At 70.6% G+C, this 19727-nt stretch carries 16 protein-coding genes; 9 read left to right on the plus strand and 7 right to left on the minus strand.

Annotation, left to right across the window (positions count from 1 at the left end):
* Position 1 precedes the first annotated feature (1 nt).
* A complete protein-coding gene (locus tag OHA25_RS30895) occupies positions 2–1318 on the plus strand; it encodes an MFS transporter (RefSeq protein WP_327580472.1) in 1317 nt (438 codons plus the stop codon).
* A 134-nt stretch (positions 1319–1452) separates the two neighbouring features.
* Positions 1453–2268, plus strand: a complete 816-nt coding sequence (locus OHA25_RS30900) for an IclR family transcriptional regulator (RefSeq protein WP_327580473.1) — start codon at positions 1453–1455, stop codon at positions 2266–2268.
* Between the two features lie 64 nt (positions 2269–2332).
* Here OHA25_RS30900 and OHA25_RS30905 read toward each other — a convergent pair whose 3' ends face one another.
* Both OHA25_RS30905 and OHA25_RS30910 read right to left on the minus strand, forming a co-directional pair.
* Positions 2333–2947, minus strand: coding sequence for a helix-turn-helix domain-containing protein (locus tag OHA25_RS30905; RefSeq protein ID WP_305923480.1), 615 nt, complete (start codon positions 2945–2947; stop codon positions 2333–2335).
* 108 nt (positions 2948–3055) lie between these two features.
* Positions 3056–4099 carry a LacI family DNA-binding transcriptional regulator gene (locus OHA25_RS30910; protein WP_327580474.1) on the minus strand — a complete coding sequence of 348 codons (1044 nt, stop codon included), beginning with the start codon at positions 4097–4099 and terminating at the stop codon, positions 3056–3058.
* 145 nt (positions 4100–4244) lie between these two features.
* Between OHA25_RS30910 and OHA25_RS30915 the strand changes: the two genes are divergently transcribed.
* The 3 genes from OHA25_RS30915 to OHA25_RS30925 are packed head-to-tail and all read left to right on the plus strand — an operon-like array spanning position 4245 to position 7313.
* Positions 4245–5525 carry an ABC transporter substrate-binding protein gene (locus OHA25_RS30915; RefSeq protein WP_327580475.1) on the plus strand — a complete coding sequence of 427 codons (1281 nt, stop codon included), beginning with the start codon at positions 4245–4247 and terminating at the stop codon, positions 5523–5525.
* A gap of 7 nt (positions 5526–5532) precedes the next feature.
* Entirely contained in the window at positions 5533–6486 is a 954-nt protein-coding gene (locus tag OHA25_RS30920; RefSeq protein ID WP_327580476.1) for a carbohydrate ABC transporter permease, read from the plus strand.
* Entirely contained in the window at positions 6486–7313 is an 828-nt protein-coding gene (locus tag OHA25_RS30925; RefSeq protein ID WP_327580477.1) for a carbohydrate ABC transporter permease, read from the plus strand. Before OHA25_RS30920 ends, OHA25_RS30925 begins: the two co-directional genes overlap by 1 nt.
* Positions 7314–7374: 61 nt before the next feature.
* Here OHA25_RS30925 and OHA25_RS30930 read toward each other — a convergent pair whose 3' ends face one another.
* Complete coding sequence (locus tag OHA25_RS30930) at positions 7375–9042, minus strand: HAL/PAL/TAL family ammonia-lyase (protein WP_327580478.1); 1668 nt, start codon at positions 9040–9042, stop codon at positions 7375–7377.
* Between the two features lie 197 nt (positions 9043–9239).
* Complete coding sequence (locus OHA25_RS30935) at positions 9240–10601, minus strand: sensor histidine kinase (protein WP_327580479.1); 1362 nt, start codon at positions 10599–10601, stop codon at positions 9240–9242.
* Between the two features lie 170 nt (positions 10602–10771).
* On the opposite strand from OHA25_RS30935, the gene OHA25_RS30940 reads away from it, so the two are divergent.
* Entirely contained in the window at positions 10772–11710 is a 939-nt protein-coding gene (locus OHA25_RS30940; RefSeq protein WP_327580480.1) for a sulfite exporter TauE/SafE family protein, read from the plus strand.
* A gap of 14 nt (positions 11711–11724) precedes the next feature.
* On the opposite strand, the gene OHA25_RS30945 is transcribed toward OHA25_RS30940, so the two are convergent.
* Together OHA25_RS30945 and OHA25_RS30950 are read right to left on the minus strand one after the other, a co-directional pair.
* A complete protein-coding gene (locus tag OHA25_RS30945; protein ID WP_327580481.1) occupies positions 11725–13263 on the minus strand; it encodes a multicopper oxidase family protein in 1539 nt (512 codons plus the stop codon).
* Positions 13264–13274: 11 nt separating this feature from the next.
* Entirely contained in the window at positions 13275–13730 is a 456-nt protein-coding gene (locus OHA25_RS30950) for a hypothetical protein (RefSeq protein ID WP_327580482.1), read from the minus strand.
* 223 nt (positions 13731–13953) lie between these two features.
* Between OHA25_RS30950 and OHA25_RS30955 the strand changes: the two genes are divergently transcribed.
* A complete protein-coding gene (locus tag OHA25_RS30955) occupies positions 13954–15405 on the plus strand; it encodes a hypothetical protein (RefSeq protein ID WP_327580483.1) in 1452 nt (483 codons plus the stop codon).
* 167 nt (positions 15406–15572) lie between these two features.
* Positions 15573–17297: an RNA polymerase sigma factor gene (locus tag OHA25_RS30960; protein WP_327580484.1), complete on the plus strand. Its 1725-nt coding sequence runs from the start codon at positions 15573–15575 to the stop codon at positions 17295–17297.
* Between the two features lie 67 nt (positions 17298–17364).
* Here the strand turns inward: OHA25_RS30960 and OHA25_RS30965 are convergent, their stop codons facing one another.
* Positions 17365–18186: an SAM-dependent methyltransferase gene (locus OHA25_RS30965; protein ID WP_327580485.1), complete on the minus strand. Its 822-nt coding sequence runs from the start codon at positions 18184–18186 to the stop codon at positions 17365–17367.
* 115 nt (positions 18187–18301) lie between these two features.
* Here OHA25_RS30965 and OHA25_RS30970 point away from each other — a divergent pair, with 115 nt between their 5' ends.
* Positions 18302–19726 carry a basic amino acid/polyamine antiporter gene (locus tag OHA25_RS30970; RefSeq protein WP_327580486.1) on the plus strand — a complete coding sequence of 475 codons (1425 nt, stop codon included), beginning with the start codon at positions 18302–18304 and terminating at the stop codon, positions 19724–19726.
* Position 19727: the final 1 nt, after the last annotated feature.

The raw sequence follows: 19727 nt of genomic DNA on the forward strand, positions 1-19727 counted from the left end.
CATGTCCGATATCGCCGCCCCCTCTCCGCCCACGCCGGCTCCCGCGAGTGACAAGCGCACGGTGTCGCGGGTCGTCGCCGCGAGCCTGATCGGCACCGTGGTCGAGTACTACGACTTCGCGGTGTACGGCACCGCCGCCGCCCTGGTCCTGGGCCCGGCGTTCTTCCCGTCGGGCAGCCCCACGGTCCAGACCCTCGCCGCCTTCCTCACCTTCGCCGGGGCGTTCCTGGCGCGGCCTTTCGGGGTGGTGCTGTTCGGGACCATCGGCGATCGGCTGGGGCGCAAGCGGGCGCTGGTCCTGTCACTGCTGCTGATGGGAACGGCCACGGTGGGGGTCGGACTGCTCCCGACGTACGAGAGCGCCGGAATGCTCGCCCCCGTCCTGCTGGTGGCCCTGCGCCTGCTCCAGGGCGTGAGCATGGGCGGCGAGTGGGGCGGCGCCGTCCTGCTGGCCGCCGAGCACGCGCCGCCGGCCCGCCGGGCGATGTTCGCCTCCATCCCGCAGGCCGGGCCGCCCCTGGGCTTCCTGCTGTCCAGCGCGGTGATCCTGCCCACGCTGGCCATCGCCGGGCGTGACGGCTTCGCCGCCGGGGCGTGGCGGATTCCGTTCCTGTTCAGCGCGGCGCTCATCATCATCGGCCTGTGGGTGCGCAGCCAGGTGACCGAGTCCCCGGTGTTCACCTCCGCACCCCGTCGTACGGCCTCCCGCTTCCCGCTCGGCACGCTGGTCAAGGAACACCCCCGCCGGCTGCTGCTGGGCATCGGCGCGGCGATCGGCGGCTCGTCGGTCTACTACCTCACCACCGTCTACAGCCTGCAGTACGGGCCGAAGGCGCTCGGCCTCTCGCAGGGCGCGGTGCTCACCGCCGCGAGCATCGCCGCCACGGCCGGAGCCCTGGCGACCGTTCCGGTGGCGCGACTGGCCGACAAGGTCGGCAGGCGTCCCGTGATGCTGGCGGGCCTCGTCGGCTGCGTGCTCTGGGCGCTGCCCATGTTCGGCTCGCTGCAGACCGGCAACGGCCTGGTGATCACGGGAGCGTTCACGCTGGGGCTGGTGCTGTTCACGCTGAGCTTCGCGCCGATCGCCGCCTTCCTGCCCGAGCTCTTCCCCGCGCGGCTGCGGTACACCGGCGCGTCGGCGGCCTTCATCCTCGCCAACACGCTCGGCGGCGGCTTCGCCCCGGTCGTCGCCACCTGGCTGAACACCCACTGGGCGTCACCCCTGGTGCTCGGCGCCTATGCGGGGGCGCTGTGCCTGCTCAGCCTCCTCTGCGTGCTCGCGCTGCCGGAGACCCGCGACCACGCATTCGCCGCCTGACCACTGCTCCCTGCTCATCACGCCCGGGACCTGCCGATATGGCCGATCCCGGGCGTTTACATCGCCGAAACTGTCCCTTAAAGTGGACTCGCGTCCATCATGGTGGTCGCTTGAAGGAACCCCAGGAGACCTCCATGGCTACGTCCCACCGCGATCCAGGCGCCGACCTGGAATTCGCCGACCCGGACCAGCGGCAGCCCACGGCCGTCGACAAGGCGCTCGTCCTGCTGAAGTCGCTCGCCGACCACGACCGCGAGATCGGGGTCAGCGAGCTGGCGCGGCGCACCGGGCTGACCAAGTCCACAGCCTTCCGCCTGCTCGGCATCCTCCACCGCAACGACCTCGTCGAGCGCGTCGGCAGCGACTACCGGCTGGGCACGCGGTTGTTCGACATGGGCGCCCGGGTCTACGGCCCGACCTCGCTGGTGTTGCGGGAGCGCCTGCTGCCGTATCTCGCCGACCTGTACGAGCTGACCCACGAGACGGTGCACTTGGCCGTGCTCCATGACACCGGGATCGTGTACATCAACAAGATCCACGGCCATCGGCCGGCGCGATGCCCCTCCCAGATCGGCGCCCGCCTGCCGGCCTACTGCACCGGGGTCGGCAAGGCGCTGCTCGCCTTCGATCACGACGCCGCCGAGGCGGCCATCGCGGAGGGACTGGCGCCGCGCACCGGCTCCACGCTCACCGACCCCGCCCATTTCCGCGCTGAGCTGCGGCGGATCAGGGTGGACGGGGTCGCCTACGACCGGCAGGAAGCCGTCCCGGGTCTCGTCTGCGTCGCCGTGCCGATCATGAACGGGGCGGGCAGGCCGGTGGCCGCGTTGTCGGTGGCAGGTGCTCACCATCGGTTCGATCCCGCACGCTTCGCCCCGGCCCTGCGCCGGGTCGCGTACGAGGCGTCACGGGCGCTCGTCGCGGCCCAGCGGCAGGCGGCGAGCGGCTGAACCCCGGCGCGCGGCGGACGGCGAGCGGCTGAACCCCGGCACGCGGGAGCGGCCCATCGACCGGTCAGCGCGGCTGGCCGTCGTGGGTCCGGGCCACGCCCATCGCCCCGGTGCCCGGCTGGACACGGGGCACGCTGACCACGACGTGGACCAGACTCTCTCCGTCCAGCGATTCGTAGAGGTGCGGCCGGTCGGCCGGATAGCGGACGAAGTCGCCGGTGCTCAGCTCGACCGCGTAGTCCACGGGTCCCACCCGGACCCGGCCGCTGATCACGTACAGGTGCTCCAGGGTGCCGACCGGATGGGGAGCGGACGGCTCGCCGGCGTCGTCGCCGGCCGCCGGAAGGATGCGGAGCAGATAGTTCTCGATCACGCCGGAGCCGTAGACGTGGTCGAGCGAGCGGGACTCGTAGCCTCCGTGCTGACGCCACGCCACGTCGTCGCCGCGCTGGACGACCATGACCTGCTCGCGTTCGGCCACCAGCCGCGTCACCGGCACGCCGAGCGCTTCCGCGACGGAGAACAGCGTGTCCACGGTCGGATTGCCCGTGCCCTGTTCGATCGTGGACAGCGTCTGCTTGGCCAGCCCTGCCTGCCGGGCCAGCTCGGCCAGTGACATGCCCCGCTGCTCTCTGAGGAGCCGCACATTGCGCGCGACCACGGTATTTCCCGATGACACGGCACCACTGTAGGCGCAGCCGGCCGAGCGCGGTGGCGAGGGCCTCCTTAGGCGGGCGTCAGCCGTCGGCCACCACCTTACGTTCGTTAAATTGCCCGAAAGTTTCGGTCATCGGGAAGGTTTCGTCGTGCTTTCCCGGACGATGAGCTCGGTGCCGAGCTCGATGCGGGGCTGAGCCGGCGGCTCGCCCTGGGCGAGCTTGAGCAGCATGGTCGCGGCGGTGGCCGCCATCTCGGTGAGTGGCTGGCGGATCGTGGTCAGTGGCGGGGTCATCCATTGCGTCGAGGGCAGGTCGTCGAAGCCGACCACGCTCAGGTCGTGCGGGATGCGCAGGCCGAGCTGGTGCGCCGCACGGTAGACGCCCATGGCCTGTCCGTCGTTGCAGGCGAAGACGGCGGTCGGCGGATCGGCCAGGCGCAGCAGCCGGTTCGCCTGGGCCAGGCCGCCCTCGACGACGAAGTCGCCTCGGCCGATCAGGTCCGGATCGATGGGCACCCCGGCCATGTCCAGGGCGGTGCGGTAGCCGTCGAGCCGGGCACGGCTGGACAGCGCGTAGTCAGGGCCGGTGATGATGGCGATGCGCCGGTGCCCGAGGTCGAGCAGGTGGCGCGTCGCCGCCAGCCCGCCGTTCCAGTTGCTTGCGCCCACCGTGGGCACCTGCTGCCCCGGATCGCCTGACGGATCGAGCAGGACCAGGGGGACGCCGCGCGTGGCGAGCTGGTCGCGCTGCTCCTTCGTCAGGTCGGCGAATACCGCGATCACGCCGGTGGGGCGGCGGCTCAGCACGGCCTCGATCCAGCCCTTGCCGGGGGTGTGGCGGTGTTGCAGCTCCGACAGGACGACGGCCAGCTGGTGCTCGCGGACCACCTGCTCGACGCCCTTGGCGATCTCCACCGGGTAGTCGCCCTCCAGGGCGTGGAAGACCAGCTCCACCAGCGGGGCCGGGCTGGCCCGCCGCCGCTGTGGGCGATAGCCGTGCTCGCGGATGAGCCCTTCGATGAGGGCGCGGGTCTCGGGCGCCACCTCGGTGCGACCGTTGACGACCTTGGAGACGGTTGCCGTGGACACCCCGGCCAGCTCGGCGAGTTGCGCGATGGTGAGTGGCTGGGGCGGGGCGCCATCGCCTGCGGGCGGCTCTTCGGTCGCGGTCATGGCCGCAGTCTAATGGGATGCTTTCGGCAAGTTGCCTTAACTGTTTCGCGGAACTTACCAGTCGGTTCTTGACGGATTTCCGAGGATCCCCCTACAGTCCCGGGGTTAACGATCGGAATTAATTACGAAACTTTTGAGGTAGCCCGTGAAGCTCCGCATCGCAACACCGGTCGTGCTCGCCGCGGCCATCGCCCTGACCGCATCCGCCTGTGGAGGCGGCGGCAGCAGCACCTCGGCCCTGCCGTCAGGCGACGGCAAGTCGTTCGAGTTCTGGTCGTTCACCGGGATCGACCAGAAGACGTCGGTCGATAAGTACCAGAAGGACAACCCGGGTGTGCAGGTCAAGCTGACCGAGGTGGGGGGCTCCACGGAGACGGCACAGGCCCTGACCACGGCGCTGGCCGGCGGCAAGGTGCCGGACCTCGTCCTCATCCAGGGTGACGACCTGCCCAAGTTCGTGCAGCAGCCGCAGAACTTCTACGACCTGCGGCAGCTCGGCGCGGACAAGATCAAGGGCGATTACCTGGACTGGGTGATGAGCCAGAGCACCGCCAAGGGCGGCGAGATCATCGGCATTCCGACGGACGTGGGCGGCATGGCGGTGGCGTACCGCCATGACCTGTTCAAGGAGGCCGGGCTGCCGACGGACCGGGAGGAGGTGGGCAAGCTCTGGCCGACGTGGGACGCCTTCATCGAGACCGGCAAGAAGTACACCACGGCCACCGGGAAGGCGTTCGTCGACAACGCCGCCACCAGCGTGTTCTACCAGGCGGTCAACCAGGGGCCGATGAAGTACTACGACCCCTCGGGCAACGTCGTCTACAGCACCAGCCCCCAGGTCAAGACCGCCTTCGACCTGGCGATCAAGGCGGCGCAGTCCGGGATCACGGCCAAGCAGAGCTCGTTCTCCGACGGCTGGAGCGCGGGTATAGGCAAGGGCCAGTTCGCGGTGGTCTCTGCGCCGGCGTGGTTGCTGGGACAGATCGAGCGGAACGCCCCCGACACCAAGGGCAAGTGGGACATCGCCGCTATTCCTGGCGGAGCGGGCAACTGGGGCGGCAGCTACCTGGCCATCCCCAAGGGCGCCAAGAACCCGAAGGCCGCCTGGGACTACATCACCAAGACGCAGTCGCCGCAGAGCCAGCTGGAGCACTTCGTCGACTCGGGGTCGCTGCCCACCACCCCGTCGGTCTACAAGGACCCGAAGCTGACCGGGCACAAGGACTCGTTCTTCTCCGACGCGCCGACCGGGACGATCTACACCAACTCGCTGCTCGGGCTCAAGCCGTTCCACGTCGGCACGGACAGCGCCGCCATCGGTCAGGAGTTCCTGAACGCGCTCGAGAACGTGGAGCAGGGCAAGGGCGACGCCGCCAAGGCATGGGACGCGGCGCTGGCCAACATCAAGACCGCCATCGGTAAGTAGGACCGGCGTGACGACGACTCTCAGCACGTCGCGGGCGGCCGGTACGCCGCCCGCGGTCCCCACCCGGGTCCGGCAGAGCATCCGCGAGCGCGTCGCCCCGTACGCCTACATCGCGCCGTTCTTCCTGATCTTCGCGGTGTTCGGCCTGGTGCCGCTGCTGTTCACGTTCTACGTGGCGCTGTTCGACTGGAACCCGATCGGCGAGCACGTCTTCATCGGCCTGGACAACTTCACCCGTCTGCTCGACGACGCCCGGTTCTGGAACGCCGCCTGGAACACCATCAGCATCTGGCTGTGGTCGACCGTGCCGCAGCTGCTGCTGGCGCTGGTTCTGGCGCACCTGCTCAACCACGCCCGGCTGCGGTTCGCGGTGTTCCTCCGGATGTCGATGCTGGTGCCGTACATCACCTCGGTCGCGGCCACCGCTATCGTCTTCGCCCAGATGTTCGACCGCGACTACGGCCTGCTCAACTGGTTGCTCGGGCTAGTGGGGGTGGAGCCGATCGACTTCAAGCAGTCGGTATGGGGCAGCCACCTGCTCATCGCGGCGATGGTCACCTGGCGCTGGTTCGGCTACACGACCCTGCTGTATCTGGCCTCGCTGCAGGCGATCCCGCGCGCGCTGTACGAGGCCGCGGCGGTCGACGGCGCGGGCAGCTGGAAGCAGTTCCGCCACATCTCCATCCCGTCCCTGCGGCCGGTCATCGTGTTCACGATCGTGACCTCCACGATCGGCGGGCTGCAGATCTTCACCGAGCCGCTGCTCATCTCCCGGGTCTCGGCGGTGACCTGCGGGCCGGTCCGCCAGTGCCAGACGCTCGCACTCTTCCTGTACGAGCAGGGATTCGGCCAGTTCCAGTTCGGCTACGGCGCCGCCATCGGCGTGGCGCTGTTCATCCTGATCATCGCCTTCGCCACGCTCAACTACCTCCTGTCCGCCCGCGTCCGCCCGGAGCGCTGATGAACAAGGCCAACCGCGTCCGCTGGTGGACCTATCTCCTCCTCGGCCTGGCCGTTTTCGCCTGCCTGTTCCCGCTGTACTGGATGTTCGTGGTCGCCAGCACCGACAGCGCGACCGCCACCCAGATGCCGCCCGAGATCGTGCCCGGCGGCAACTTCTTCCACCTGGCCGGGCTGGTCTTCGAGACGGTGCCGTTCGTCAGCTCGATGGTCAACAGCCTCATCGTGGCCGGGGCCATCGGGGTCGGGCACGCGGTGCTCTGCTCGCTGGCGGGCTTCGCCTTCGCCAAGATGAGCTTCCGCGGCCGCAACACGTTGTTCCTGATCGTGGTGCTGACCATGACCGTGCCGACGCAGCTCGCGGTCATCCCGCAGTACATGATCATATCCAACCTGAACTGGGTGGACACCCTGCAGGCGCTCATCGTGCCCGGCCTGGCCAGCGCGTTCGGCATCTTCTGGATGCGTCAGCACATCGGTGCCACGATCAGCGACGAGCTCCTCCAGGCCGCCCGCATCGACGGGGCCACGACCTGGCAGATCTTCTGGCGGATCGCGTTCCCGCTGGTACGGCCGGCCGCGTTCGTCCTCGGCCTGCTCGGCTTCGTCACCGCGTGGAACGACTTCCTGTGGCCGTTCATCGTGCTGAAGTCGCCCGAGATGTACACCGCGCAGATCGCCATCAAGGCGCTGCAGAACAGCTTCGACATCGACCTCGGGCTCGCCATGTCCGGCTCGTTCCTGGCGACCTTGCCGCTGCTGGTGCTGTTCATCTTCGTCGGCAGGCGGATGGTGGCCGGGATCATGGACGGCGCCTTCAAGGGCTGATCATTCCCTCACCGGCGCCGCCTGTGCATCGCGCACGGGCGCGCCGGTGGAGGCCTCGCGATCAAGCGCTGGACACAGAGGGGCGCAAGTGCCCGTTGCGCACCAGCCAGATGGCCTTCTCCAAGTCGGGGGTGAGATAGCGGTCGTCGCCCAGGGGTGTGACGTACCTCCTGATCTCCGTGTGCAGGCCCTGGGTGACGGCGCCGAGCGGCAGGCCCGCCATCTTCTGGGCGATCAGGTCAACGCCCTGGGCCGCCATCAGATACTGGACCGCCAGGACGATTTCCAGCCGGTCCAGGTTCTCGTGCAGGTGCCGGACCGAGGCCATCGCCATCGTGTTGTGGTCCTCCTGCCCGTCCTTGACCGGCCGGGACAGCGTCCCCGCAGGCGCGGCCCTGACCTGCATCTCCGGGACCAGCGCCGCGGCCACCGTCTGCACCTGCACCATCCCGGAGTTCAGCCCGACCGTGCCACCGGCGAGGTTCGCCGGAAGGCCGTAGCTCCACCGGGGCGACAGCAGCCGTCCCGACAGTTCCTGCGACAGCACCCCGATGTCGGCGATCTCCGCGTTGAGGGTGTCGGCCAGATGCCCCATGATGGAGCCGTCCCAGTTGCCGCCCATCACGAACTCGTAGCCCGGCCCTTCATCCCGCTTGAAGATCAGCGGGTTGGAGGTCGAGGAGTTGGCCTCCCGCAGCAGAGTCCGGTGCGCGTCGGCGAGCTCGTGCCGCAGGCCGGCCATGATGTGCGGCGCCGCCCGCACCGACACCGCGTCCTGGATGCGCGGCTCGTAGTTCGCCGGGTCGAGGCGCTTGCGTCCCTCCTCCGTCATCCAGCCCGAGCCCGCCACCATCTCCCGCAGCCGCGCGGCGACCGCGTCCTCCTCGGGGATGTGGCGTTCCTTGTGCGTACGCGCGTCGAGCGATCCCCGCTCGGCCCTGGTCGCCTCCATGAACAGGGCGAAGGCGCCTTCCGCCTGGTCGGCGAGCACGGTGGCCCGGTGCACGGCGTGCAGCAGGGTGGCGGCCAGGACCGTGCTGCCGCTGACGATCGGCAGCGCTTCCCCGGCCTGGAGGGTGAAGTCCCTGGGCAGCCCGGCCTTCGGCAGCAGCTCGGAGGCCGGCCCCTCGACCCCCTGGTACCGCACCGGCGCGTTCTCGCCGATCATCGCCAGCCCGGCCGCGGCCTGCGGCTGCAGGTCCCCGGTGCCCAGCGAGCCGATCTGCGGCATCCGCGGCACGACGCCCGCGTTGACCATGTCCAGCAGCCGCTGGGGCACTTCGGGTCGTACCCCGACCTTTCCCCTGGCCATCTGGTTCGCCTTGAGGATCATGACCAGCCGGACCACGTCGTCGGGCAGCGGCTCACCGACGCCCGCGGCGTGCGAGCGCAGGACGTTGCGCTGGAACTGCTCGGCCTGCTCGGGTGTGAGCGGACGGTCCTTCAGCGGCCCGAGCGCCTGGTTCCAGCCGTACACCCGCTGGTTCTCCAGGGCCTTCAGCGCTCCTGCCCGCGTGGTGATCATGTTCGCCCGCGCGTCCGGTGCGAGCTGGGCGGAGACCGGACGGCCATCGAGGATGGCGAGCGCGTCCTGGAGGGAGAGCGAACCGCCGTCCAGCACCAGGCCCAGCACCGGCGCAGGCGCTGCTGCCACAGGAGGCGGGGCGGGTTCGGCGACTGCCTGCCCCGGCGCGCACAGGGCGGCCAGCAGGCCGACGGCGGTCGCCATTCGTCCGATGGTGGTCATCAAGGTGATCCCCCTGCCCTCGCGATCAAGAGCGATGCTGCTCCGTTATAGCGGTGGGGCCAGACAGGGCCGGGGACGGCTCGACACCGCAGAGACGAGTGCTGACCTGGTCTCGACCGGTCCTATGCAGTGCGATGCCCTTTCTGTGCCCGTGCTGTGCCAGAGCGGAGCGGGCTCCGTCATCCCGAGCGGGGAAGGCGCAGCACGAACCGGGCGCCGGTGTCGGAATCCTCGATGGTCAGGGTGCCCTGGTGGGCCGTCGCGATCTCGCGGGCGATCGGCAGGCCGAGCCCGGTGCCGCCGATGTCGCGGTTACGCGCGTCGTCCAGGCGGGTGAAGCGCTCGAAGACGAGGTCGCGCTGGGCGGGGGCGATGCCGGCGCCGTCGTCGAGCACCTCGAGCACGGCCTCCCCGCCCTCCTGCCGCACCGTCACGTCGATCCGCGTCTCGGCGTGCCGCTCGGCGTTGTCCAGCAGGTTCGTCAGCAGGCGGACCAGCTGCAGGCGGTCGCCCATGATGACCACGCTCTCCTGCGTGTGGGTGATGACGCGCTTGGTGCGCGGCCTGGTCGTCTCGGCGACGACGAGCTCGCCCAGGTCCACGTGCTCTCGGCGGCTGGGGGCGTCGGCGTCCAGCTTGGTCAGCGTGAGCAGGTCCGAGACGATGGCCTGGAGCCGGTCCAGACTGGCGAGCACCTCCGTGCCCGTCGCCTGCCAGTCGGTGTCCTCGGGGTGGAGCATCGCCTCCTCGACCTGGGTACGCATCGCGGTGATCGGGCTGCGCAGGTCGTGCGAGGCGTCGCCGGCGAACCTGCGCTGCCGCTCTATCGCGATCTCCTGCTGCCGCATCGCCGCCTCCAGCCGCTCCAGCGTCTCGTTGGCGGTCTCGGCCAGAGCCCTGAGCTCGTCGTCAGTGTCCGGCACGGGAACCCGCAGCCCGCCGCCGCCCGCGGTGATCTCGGCCAGCCTCGTCGTGATGCTGCCCACCGGTGCGAGCGTCCGGTGCACGACCCGCGACACCCCCAACCAGGTCACCGCGGCCAGCCCGGCCGTCATGCCGATCAGGAACAGGATCACCTGCGGGCTGACGTACCAGGGCACGGTCGGCTCGAAGGCGTAGATGACCCAGGTGCCGTCCGGCTGGTACGCGCGCAAGGCGACCACGATCTTGCACGTGCCGGGGAAGGCCGGCAGATCGCAGAGCTCCGCGTCGTCGTTGGCCTGGTCCGGGCGGGGGATCGCGGTGGTCTGGCGGGGCGCGCCGGCCAGGCTCCGCGTCCAGGTGACCGGATGCCCGGCCGGGTCGATCACTTGGATGCCGTCGAGCCCGTCCGGCTCCAGCAGCCGGGGCAACTGGTACTTCTTGACCAGCATGAGCACGCGCAGGGCTTTGCCGGACACCTTGAGCGACCGGATGTCCCGGGCCTCGTCCCGCGTGCCGTACAGCACGAACGCGCTGACGACGATGTTCAGCAGGACCATGGCGATGCTGGCGAGCAGTGCCAGCCGCGTCCGCAGTGAACGGCGCAACCGTGCTCTCACGCGTCTTCCCCCCGGCGATCAGAAGATCACGGTTGTCGCGCTCGCCGCTAACTTAGGGAGATTCCTCAATAAATGCGACCAGAAGGCAAGAAGGCCGGTCCACCCCTTGACGGGAACGTGGATCGCCATAAATGATTATCCCTACTTATTAAGTAGAGAAAGGGGAGATCGTGCGAGCGCTCATCCTGCTCGGCCTGGTCGGGTTCGCGGCCCAGCTCGTCGACGGCAGCCTCGGCATGGCCTACGGGGTCACCTCCAGCACGCTGCTGCTGGCCGTCGGCACCAACGCGGCCGCGGCCTCGGCCACCGTGCACCTGGCCGAGATCGGCACCACGCTCGCCTCGGGCATCTCCCACTGGCGCTTCGGCAACGTGGACTGGAAGGTCGTCGCCAGGATCGGCATCCCCGGCGCGCTCGGCGCCTTCGCCGGCGCGACGTTCCTGTCCAGCCTGTCCACCGAGATCGCCGCGCCGGTCATGTCGATCATCCTGCTGACCCTCGGCGTCTACATCCTCGTCCGCTTCACCGCCTTCGGGCTGCCGCGCGGCAACCTCGGCAAGCCGCTGCGCAAGCGCTTCCTGGCCCCGCTCGGCCTGCTGGGCGGCTTCGTCGACGCCACCGGCGGTGGCGGCTGGGGCCCGGTCGGCACCCCCGCCATCCTGGCCAGCGGCCGGCTGGCACCCCGCAAGGTGATCGGCTCCGTCGACGCCAGCGAGTTCCTCGTCGCGATCGCCGCCAGCGTCGGCTTCTTCGTCGGCATCGGCTCGGAGAACATCGACTTCGCCTGGGTCGCCGTCCTGCTGCTCGGCGGCGTCATCGCCGCGCCGATCGCGGCCTGGCTGGTCCGCCACATCCCGCCGCGCATCCTCGGCTCGGCCGTGGGCGGCGTGATCGTCCTGACCAACATCCGCACCCTGCTGCGCAGCGACTGGATCGACGCCTCCGGCGCCGTCCAGACCGTCGCCTACCTCGCCATCGCGGTGATCTGGGCCGGTGCCATCGCCTACTCGGTGCGCGAATACCGCCGCGACAAGGCCCACGAGTCTGTCGAGGCGATCGAGACCGACCTGCGCGTCCGGACCGCCGAGGAGGAGCAGGCCTCCGCATGAGGGCCGCCGGCGGCTCACTCCGGCTCGTTCGCTGCTGGACCTCCCACGGTGAACGGTGTGGTGACGTCCGCGTACATCAGGTGGGCGGTGAGCCCTTCCGAGGCGTGGGGCAGGTTGTGGCAGTGGTCCATCCAGATGCCGGGGTTGTCGGCGACGAAGGCGATCTCGTACGACTCGCCGGCCGCGACCTCGAGGGAGTCCACCCACCAGGGGCTGCCCGAGGCGGCCACGCCGTCGCGGCTGAGCACCACCGCGTGGTGGCCGTGCAGGTGCATGGGGTGGGCCTCGCCGCTGTCGTTGGATATCCGCATCCGCACCACGTCGCCCTCGGCCACGTGGAACATCGGCACGTCGGGATAGAGGTGCCCGTTGATCGTCCACCACAACCCGGGCACCCCGTCGAGGAAGCCGGGGCGGCGTCCCATGTCGTACGCGAACCGCCGATCGGGCTTGCCGGGATCGAAGGCGAGCGGCGCGGGGGCGCCGTACGTGAGAAGGTCCAGCGTCGGCCCCGGCCGGGGGACCGGAGGCAAGGTGTGCGACGTGGAGCCGAGCACCACGCCGGTCGGGCCGCCGAGGTGGATCCGGACCGGTGAGCCGTCCGCGGGCATGGTCACCTCGAAGTCGGCGCGTCCTCCCGCGGCCACCGCCACGGCCTTGTCCTGGACGTGGGCAGCCCCGTTGATCTCCGTGCCGTCGACGGCCACCAGCCGGTACGGCGCACCGCTGACCCAGGTCGGCATGAGGCCGTACTCGGTGTTGATCACCCGGACCCGCACCCGCGCCCCGGGCGGCGCCTGGACGGGAACGTCGCCCTCACGCCCGTTGACGGTGCGCACCCCGTTGTACAGGTGCACCAGCGCCACGACGTCCGTGGCCTTCTCCCGCGTCACCGGCGCGACCACCAGCGCCCCGAGCAGGCCCCCGCGAACCTGCTCGTGCGACATCTGGTGTGAGTGATACCAGAACGTGCCTGCCTGGTCGGCGACGAAGCGGTAGGTGAACTCCTTGCCGATGCCGACCGCGTCCTGGGTGACGCCGGCGACACCGTCCGCGGCATTGGGCACGTCGACGCCGTGCCAGTGCAGCGTGATCCCGCCGGGCACCGACTCGTTGATCAGCCGCACCTGCACGAGCTGGCCCTTGGTGGCCTTGATGACCGGCCCCGGCGACTGGCCGTTGAGCGTATACCCCTCGAAAGCGCGACCCGAGGGCAGCAGGAACCGCTGCTCTCGGGCGACCATGGTCACCGCCACGTCGGCGCGGCGGCCCGGGTCGGCGACCAGCCGCGTGACGTCCTGCCTCGCGCCCGCGTGCGCTCCCTGGGCCGAGGCGCCCCGGCCGGCGTGTGCTCCATGAGCCGAGACGCCCGCGTGCTCCATGGCCCCGCGCGGCCCGCCGCCGTAGTCGACGTGCCCCATGTCCGTGACCGCGTACGTCTCCGGCAGCAGGCTGTCTTGCCACAGCCAGATCAGCGGCCCCAGCACGGCCAGGGTCGCGGCGCCCGCGACGGCCAGGCGCACGCGGCCACCGCTCCAGCCCTTGCGCTGCATGGAACCCGCCGTCACCCGCGAGCCGCGAGCTGCGGCTCCGGAGCGCGCACCGCCGCGCCGCGACGTGCCGCGTAGAGCGCGGAGGTGAACAGCAGCAGCGCGTTGAGCCCGTGCACGGCGCCGATCAGGGGAATGTCGTGGCCGAGGATGCCGAACGTGACCTGCAGGACGACGAGCAGGACCACCAGGCCGGCCGCCTTGACGGCCCCCGGGACCTTCGCCCAGAAGGAGCTGATCAGCAGGAGCAGCGCGATGACGGGGATGGCGATCATGCCGTTGATGCCGTGGATGATGAGGCCGATGAACTCGGGGAACGGCATGTCGCCGCTCTCGCCGAGCGTCTTGTCGAGCACGCCGCCCTCGCCGACCCACTTGCCCATCCCGGCGTCACCCCAGACCATGACCGCCGCCTGCACGGCCACCTCGATCGCCACCAGGTAGGCCAAGACCTTGTAGACGTGCTTCACCACGCCCTCCCCTCTCAAGAGACCGCTTGTCTCGCGTGTCACGGTAGGGAGCGCCACTTGGGGAGGAATGGTGGGCGACTTGGAACGTGCTTGGGGCGGCGGTCCCCGTCGCGTCGGCGAGCGGGGGTCGCGACCGTGGCGGAGCTTCACGGGCGGGCATACCTTCCGGCAAGTTGTCGTGGGGTCGCCCGCCTGCTCCGGGCGGGCGCGCTAAGAAGATCCGGTGGCATCGAACATGTCGTGGTGGCGCGCCGATCCGTGGCGGGCGCTGCTGATCCTGGTGGCCTGCTGCTATGGGATCGTGCAACTGATCGTCGTCACGCCCGGGATGGGGCTGGGGTGGGACGAGTCGATCTATGTCAGCCAGGTGGATCCGCGGGCGCCCGCGGCCGAGTTCATCGCGCCCCGCGCCCGGGGGATCACCTTGCTGGTCGCTCCGGTGGTGCTGGTCACCTCCTCGACGGAGGCGTTGCGGGTCTACCTCTGCCTGCTGTCCGCCCTGGCGTTGTACGCGTCGTTCGGGATCTGGCTGCGGGTGCGGGCCGGGGCGATGGCGCCGCTCGCCGCCCTGCTGTTCGCGTCCTTGTGGCTGTCGTTGTTCTACGGCGGCCAGGTCATGCCGAACCTGTGGGTCGCCTTCGGCGCGGTGGCCGCCGTCGGCTGCTTCCTGCGCTGCGTGCGGCCGGGCAGCGGGCGCGGCCCGGCGATCGGGCTGGCGCTGAGCGTGGCCGCGGTGGCCCTGCTGCGGCCGCCCGACAGCCTGTGGCTCGTGCTCGCGCTCGCGGCGGCACTCGCCCGGCCGGCGTGGCGGCAGGCCAAGGTCACCGCCGCCCTGGTCGCGGGGCTGGTCGTGGGCTGGGCTGACTGGATCGTCGAGGCGTACGCACGTTTCGGCGGGCTCGCCGCCCGCTGGCAGGCCGCCGGCGCGGCGAACGAGACCGGCCTGCACGTCACCCTGCTCGAACACGCCCGCGCCCTCAACGGCCCGCTGCTCTGCCGCCCTCCCGCGCACTGCGGGCCCGTCCCGCCGTCCTGGCTGCTGTGGGCAAGCGCGATCCCCGTTCTCGTCCTGCTCGGCCTGTACGCGGCCCGGCGGCGCGGACACCTGGCCGCCTGCGCGGTGCCGGCCCTCGCCGGCCTGCTGATGGGCCTGCCGTACGTCTTCCTGGTCGGGTACGCGGCACCCCGCTTCTTGCTTCCCGCGTACGCGTTGCTGGCGCTGCCGATCGCGTACGGCGTCCTCCGGCTGCTGGAGCATCGGCCGCGACGGGCCCTTGCCGGCCTCGTGGCCGCGGGCTTCCTCGCCCAGTTCACCCTGCAGGGGCTCACACTGGACAAGGTCGTCGCCCCCCGGCTGGCCAAACGCCAGGCCGACGTCGAGGTCGCGCGCGCGTTGAGCGCCCTGGACCTGCGCCCGCCCTGCCTGGTGTACGGCGAGCACGCGGCGATGATCGCCTACCGGGTGGGCTGCGAGTCGTACACGATCCTGCGCTGGCCGCAGCAGTCGGCGGCCCCCGCCCCGATACGCGCCGCCCAGAGCGCGGGCAAACACGTGGTCGCCGTCGACAGGGGCCGGCAGGCCGCCGCGCCCTTCCTGCTGGACTGGGAATGGAGGCCGCTGCCGGAAGCACGGCCCGGTACGTGGCAGGCGTACCTGCCCCCGCCGCACTCGTAAGCCCGGCCCGGTGGGTGACCGGTGGGTGAGCGGAAACACATCGACGGCTGATCCAGGCCGGACCCGATCATAAGCGACGAATGGAACAATTTCGTGTTTGTGTTATGCGAGTGGTGATTCTCCCGTCTCCTGTCCGGAGCTACGGAGGCTCCGGATCGAGGTAATGGATGTACGCACGGCCGACGTACGAGGTGGAAACGGTGCTCGCGGCCCGGGCGGGCGACCGCGCCGCCGTCGACGAGCTGGTCAGAAGCCACCTGCCGCTCGTGTACAACATCGCCGGCCGGGCCATGAACGGCCATCCGGACGTGGACGACGTCGTCCAGGAGACGATGGCCCGGGTCGTGACCGGCCTGTCCGGGCTGCGCGACCCGGAGAGCTACCGCTCATGGCTGGTCGCCATCACCATGAACCAGGTACGGGAGTGGCGGCGGGCCACGGCCGCCACCCTGTCCGCCCTCGACGAGGCCCTGGGCCTGCCCGATCCGGGCGCCGACTTCGCCGCCGTCACGATCACCCGCCTCCGCCTGTCCGGGCAGCGCAGGGAGACCGCGGAGGCCGCCCGCTGGCTCGACGCCGACGACCGCGAGGTGCTCGCGCTGTGGTGGCTGGAGGTCGCGGGGGAGCTCACCAGGGCCGAGCTGGCCGCCGGGCTGGGAGCGAACGAGCAGCACGCCGCCGTCCGCGTGCAGCGCACCAAACGCCGCCTGGAGAGCGCCCGCGCCGTGGTGCGCGCCCTCACCGGCACCTGCCCGGAGCTGGCCGCGGCGGCGGCGCGCTGGGACAGGGCGCCGTCCGACCTGTGGCGCAAGCGGCTGTTCCGGCACGTGCGCGAATGCCCGGCGTGCAGCGCCCAGGCGTCCGATCTGGTGCCGGCCGACCGGCTGCTGGCCGGGATCGGCCTGGTGGCCATCCCCGCGGGCACCGTGATCGGCCTCGTCGAGCTCGCCCGCACCGCCGCCGTGCCGGTGGTGAAAGCGGGCCTGCTGGCCAAGGGCAAGGCCGCGGCCGGTTCACTGCTGGCGGCCAAGCCCGTCGCGGTCGCGGCGGCCGGCGCGACGGTGATCGCCGGGGGAGCGATGGTCGTCCAGACCATCAGGCCCGACGACGCGCCCCCCGAACGCGCGGTTCCAGTGATCGCCACCTCATCGCCCGCGACCGCCCGGCGCTCACCCGCCCCGTCGGCGCCAGCCGTCACCGCGCGTCCGCTGAAAAGCCCTCAGGCGAGCCTGTACGGCCGCACCGTCGACACGGTGGACCAGGCCCCGCCGATGAACCGTCCGCCGGCCCCGCTGCCCCGGCGCCGCGCCGGCCAGGTCGCGTTCGCCGGCGAGTACGGGCACGCCCGGTTCGGCGGACCTGGGCTGACGAAGCGGGGCCACTACCTCACGATCACGGGACGAGGCTACTTCCTGATCCGCTTGGGGATCCTGTACCACAACCGGGTCGGTCCCATCCAGCCCGTCACCTGGACCGGGCTGAAGGGCAAGCTGTTCCACGTGGCCTCCGGGGGCGGGCAACGCATGGATGACGAGCAGTCGCCGGGCGTCACCAAGATGGGCTCCGCGGAGACGGGTTTCGCCCAGTTGCCCAGCGGACACCAGCCGAGATGGCAGAACGAGTTCTACTACGTCGACGGCAGCGTCACCGTGCACAACAACGACAGCGGCGGCGGCAGCACGGACGTCGACTTCACCGTCGTGCCCAAGACCTGGGAGGACGTCTGGGCCGACATCTCGGCCAAGCCTGATCGCGCCAGGGGGATCCTCCGCTACGGCCTGACCCGCGACACCGGCGACGATCGAGCCCCCGTCCCGCAGTACGTCACCAGGAAACGACCCGCGGACCCGGCCCTGGTCCCGCAGCGCAGCCAGGTCTCGGCTGCCCGATGACCGGCCCGCTTCCCCACGGGGGCGGAAGCGGGCCACCTCCTCACCGAGCTCCGGAACGAGCCGACGGTCACGGTTTGCGGGCGACCCCGCAGAACGCGTCCACCTCGTCGGGCGTGCCGAACACGTCGGCTTCCACCCGCCAGCGGGAGACGGACACGACACCCGGCTCCACCAGCTCCAGCCCGTCGAAGAACGGGGCGAGCTCGGCGGGGGTGCGCAGCCGGTAGTGGTAGCCCTCGCCCCGCTCGCGCAGCCGCTCGGCTTCGGCGGCCGCGTCCGGCTTGACGACGTTGGTGCCGTCCTCGAACACCAGGTAGCTGCCGGACGGCAGCGCGTCCATCAGCTGCTTCACCAGCGCGTATGCCTGATCGTCGGCCATGATGGTGCCCATCACGCCCAAGAGCATGACCGCCGTCGGCTGGGCGAAGTCCAGCGTCTTGCCCGCGGCCGCCAGGATGGCGTCCGGGTCGCGCACGTCGGCCTCGATGTAGTCGCAGGCGCCCTGGGGGTCGCTGGTGAGCAGCGCCCGGGCGTGCACCAGCACGAGGGGGTCGTTGTCGACGTACACGATGCGGCTGGACGGATGCACCCCTTGGGCCACCTCGTGGGTGTTGTCCACGGTCGGCAGGCCGGTGCCGATGTCCAGGAACTGCCGGATGCCCACCTCGCCGGCGAGGAACCGGACGGCCCGCCCCAGGAACGCCCGGGCGTGCCGGGCGATGTCCTCCATGCCGGGATAGGCGTCCTTGAGCTTGGCGGCCAGCTCCCGGTCGACCGGATAGTTGTCCTTCCCGCCCAGCCAGTAGTTCCAGACCCTGGCTTGGTGCGGCCGGGTGGTGTCGATCCTGGCGAGCAGCTCCGGATCCGGCACGGGGGAGTCATCCGTCACGAGAGGTCCACCTCATAAGCGGCGTCTGCGGGGTTTCAAGATAGCGCACGAAGCAAGAGAGGGATTTGACGGTTGACGGACCCTCTCGTCGGAGGTGGCCGGGTACGTCGCGATCGTGACCACGCAGACCGAGGCCGCGCGCAAGATGTCGCTGCCGGCGCTGACCGCGATGGTCGTCGGGTCCATGGTCGGCGCCGGGGTGTTCTCACTGCCGCGGAACTTCGCGCAGGCCACCGGCGTCTTCGGGGCGTTGGTCGCGTGGCTGATCGCCGGCGTGGGCATGCTCATGCTGGCCCTGGTGTTCCAGACGCTGGCCGTGCGCAAGCCGCAGCTGGATGCCGGCGTGTACGCCTACGCCAAGGCCGGGTTCGGCCAGTTCCCCGGCTTCTTCTCCGCGTTCGGCTACTGGGCCAGCGCCTGCGTCGGCAACGTCACCTACTGGGTGCTGATCAAGTCCACCCTCGGCGCGATCGTGCCCGCCTTCGGCGAAGGGGCCACGCTGCTGGCGGTGGTCGTGTCCGCGGTCGGTGTGTGGGCCTTCCACTTCATGATCCTGCGCGGCGTCAAGGAGGCCGCGAGGATCAACCAGATCGTCACGGTCGCGAAGGTGCTGCCCATCCTGGCGTTCGTGGTGATCCTCGCGGTCGCCGTGAAGGGCGGGGTGTTCTCGGCCAACCTGTACGGCGGCCCCGAAGGGCTGTTCGAGCAGATCAGGGCGACCATGCTGGCGACGGTGTTCGTGTTCCTCGGGGTGGAGGGCGCCAGCGTCTACTCCCGGTACGCGCGCCGCCGCGCCGACGTGGGACGGGCGACCGTGCTGGGCTTCCTCGGCGTGCTGGCGCTGTTCGCCTCCGTCACCATCCTGTCGTACGGCGCGCTGCCGCAGCAGGAGCTGGCCGGCCTGCGCCAGCCGTCGATGGCCGGCGTGCTGGAGTCGGTGGTGGGCCGTTGGGGCTCGACGTTCATCTCGATCGGGCTGATCGTGTCGGTGCTGGGCGCGTACCTGGCCTGGACGCTCATGGCGGCGGAGGTGTTGTTCGTGGCCGCCAAGGACAGGGACATGCCCGTCTTCCTCACCCGCGAGAACGTTCACGACGTGCCGGTCGCGGCCCTGGTGATGACCAGCGCGCTCATCACCTGCGTGCTGGCCGTCACGCTCTTGTCCGAGGACGCCTTCACCTTCACCCTTGAGCTCACCAGCGCGCTGTCGCTGATCCCGTACCTGCTGGCCGCCGGCTACGCGCTGCGGCTCACGCTCAGCGGCGAGACCTACGACGCCGACCCCCGGGGCCGGAACAAGGACGTGGCGATCGCCGCCCTCGCGACGTTCTACACCGCGTTCCTCATCGTCGCGGCCGGCCCGACGTTCCTGCTGCTGTCCTGCCTCATCTACGCCCCAGGCACGATCCTGTTCGTGCTCACCAGGCGTGAGCACGGCATGCGCGTGTTCTCCCCCGCGGAATTCGCCCTGTTCGCCGTCACCGTCATCGGGGCCGTCATCGCGCTCGCCGGCCTGGTCATGGGATGGCTCACCATCTAGC

It is taken from the genome of Nonomuraea sp. NBC_00507, assembly GCF_036013525.1.
Classification (GTDB): domain Bacteria; phylum Actinomycetota; class Actinomycetes; order Streptosporangiales; family Streptosporangiaceae; genus Nonomuraea.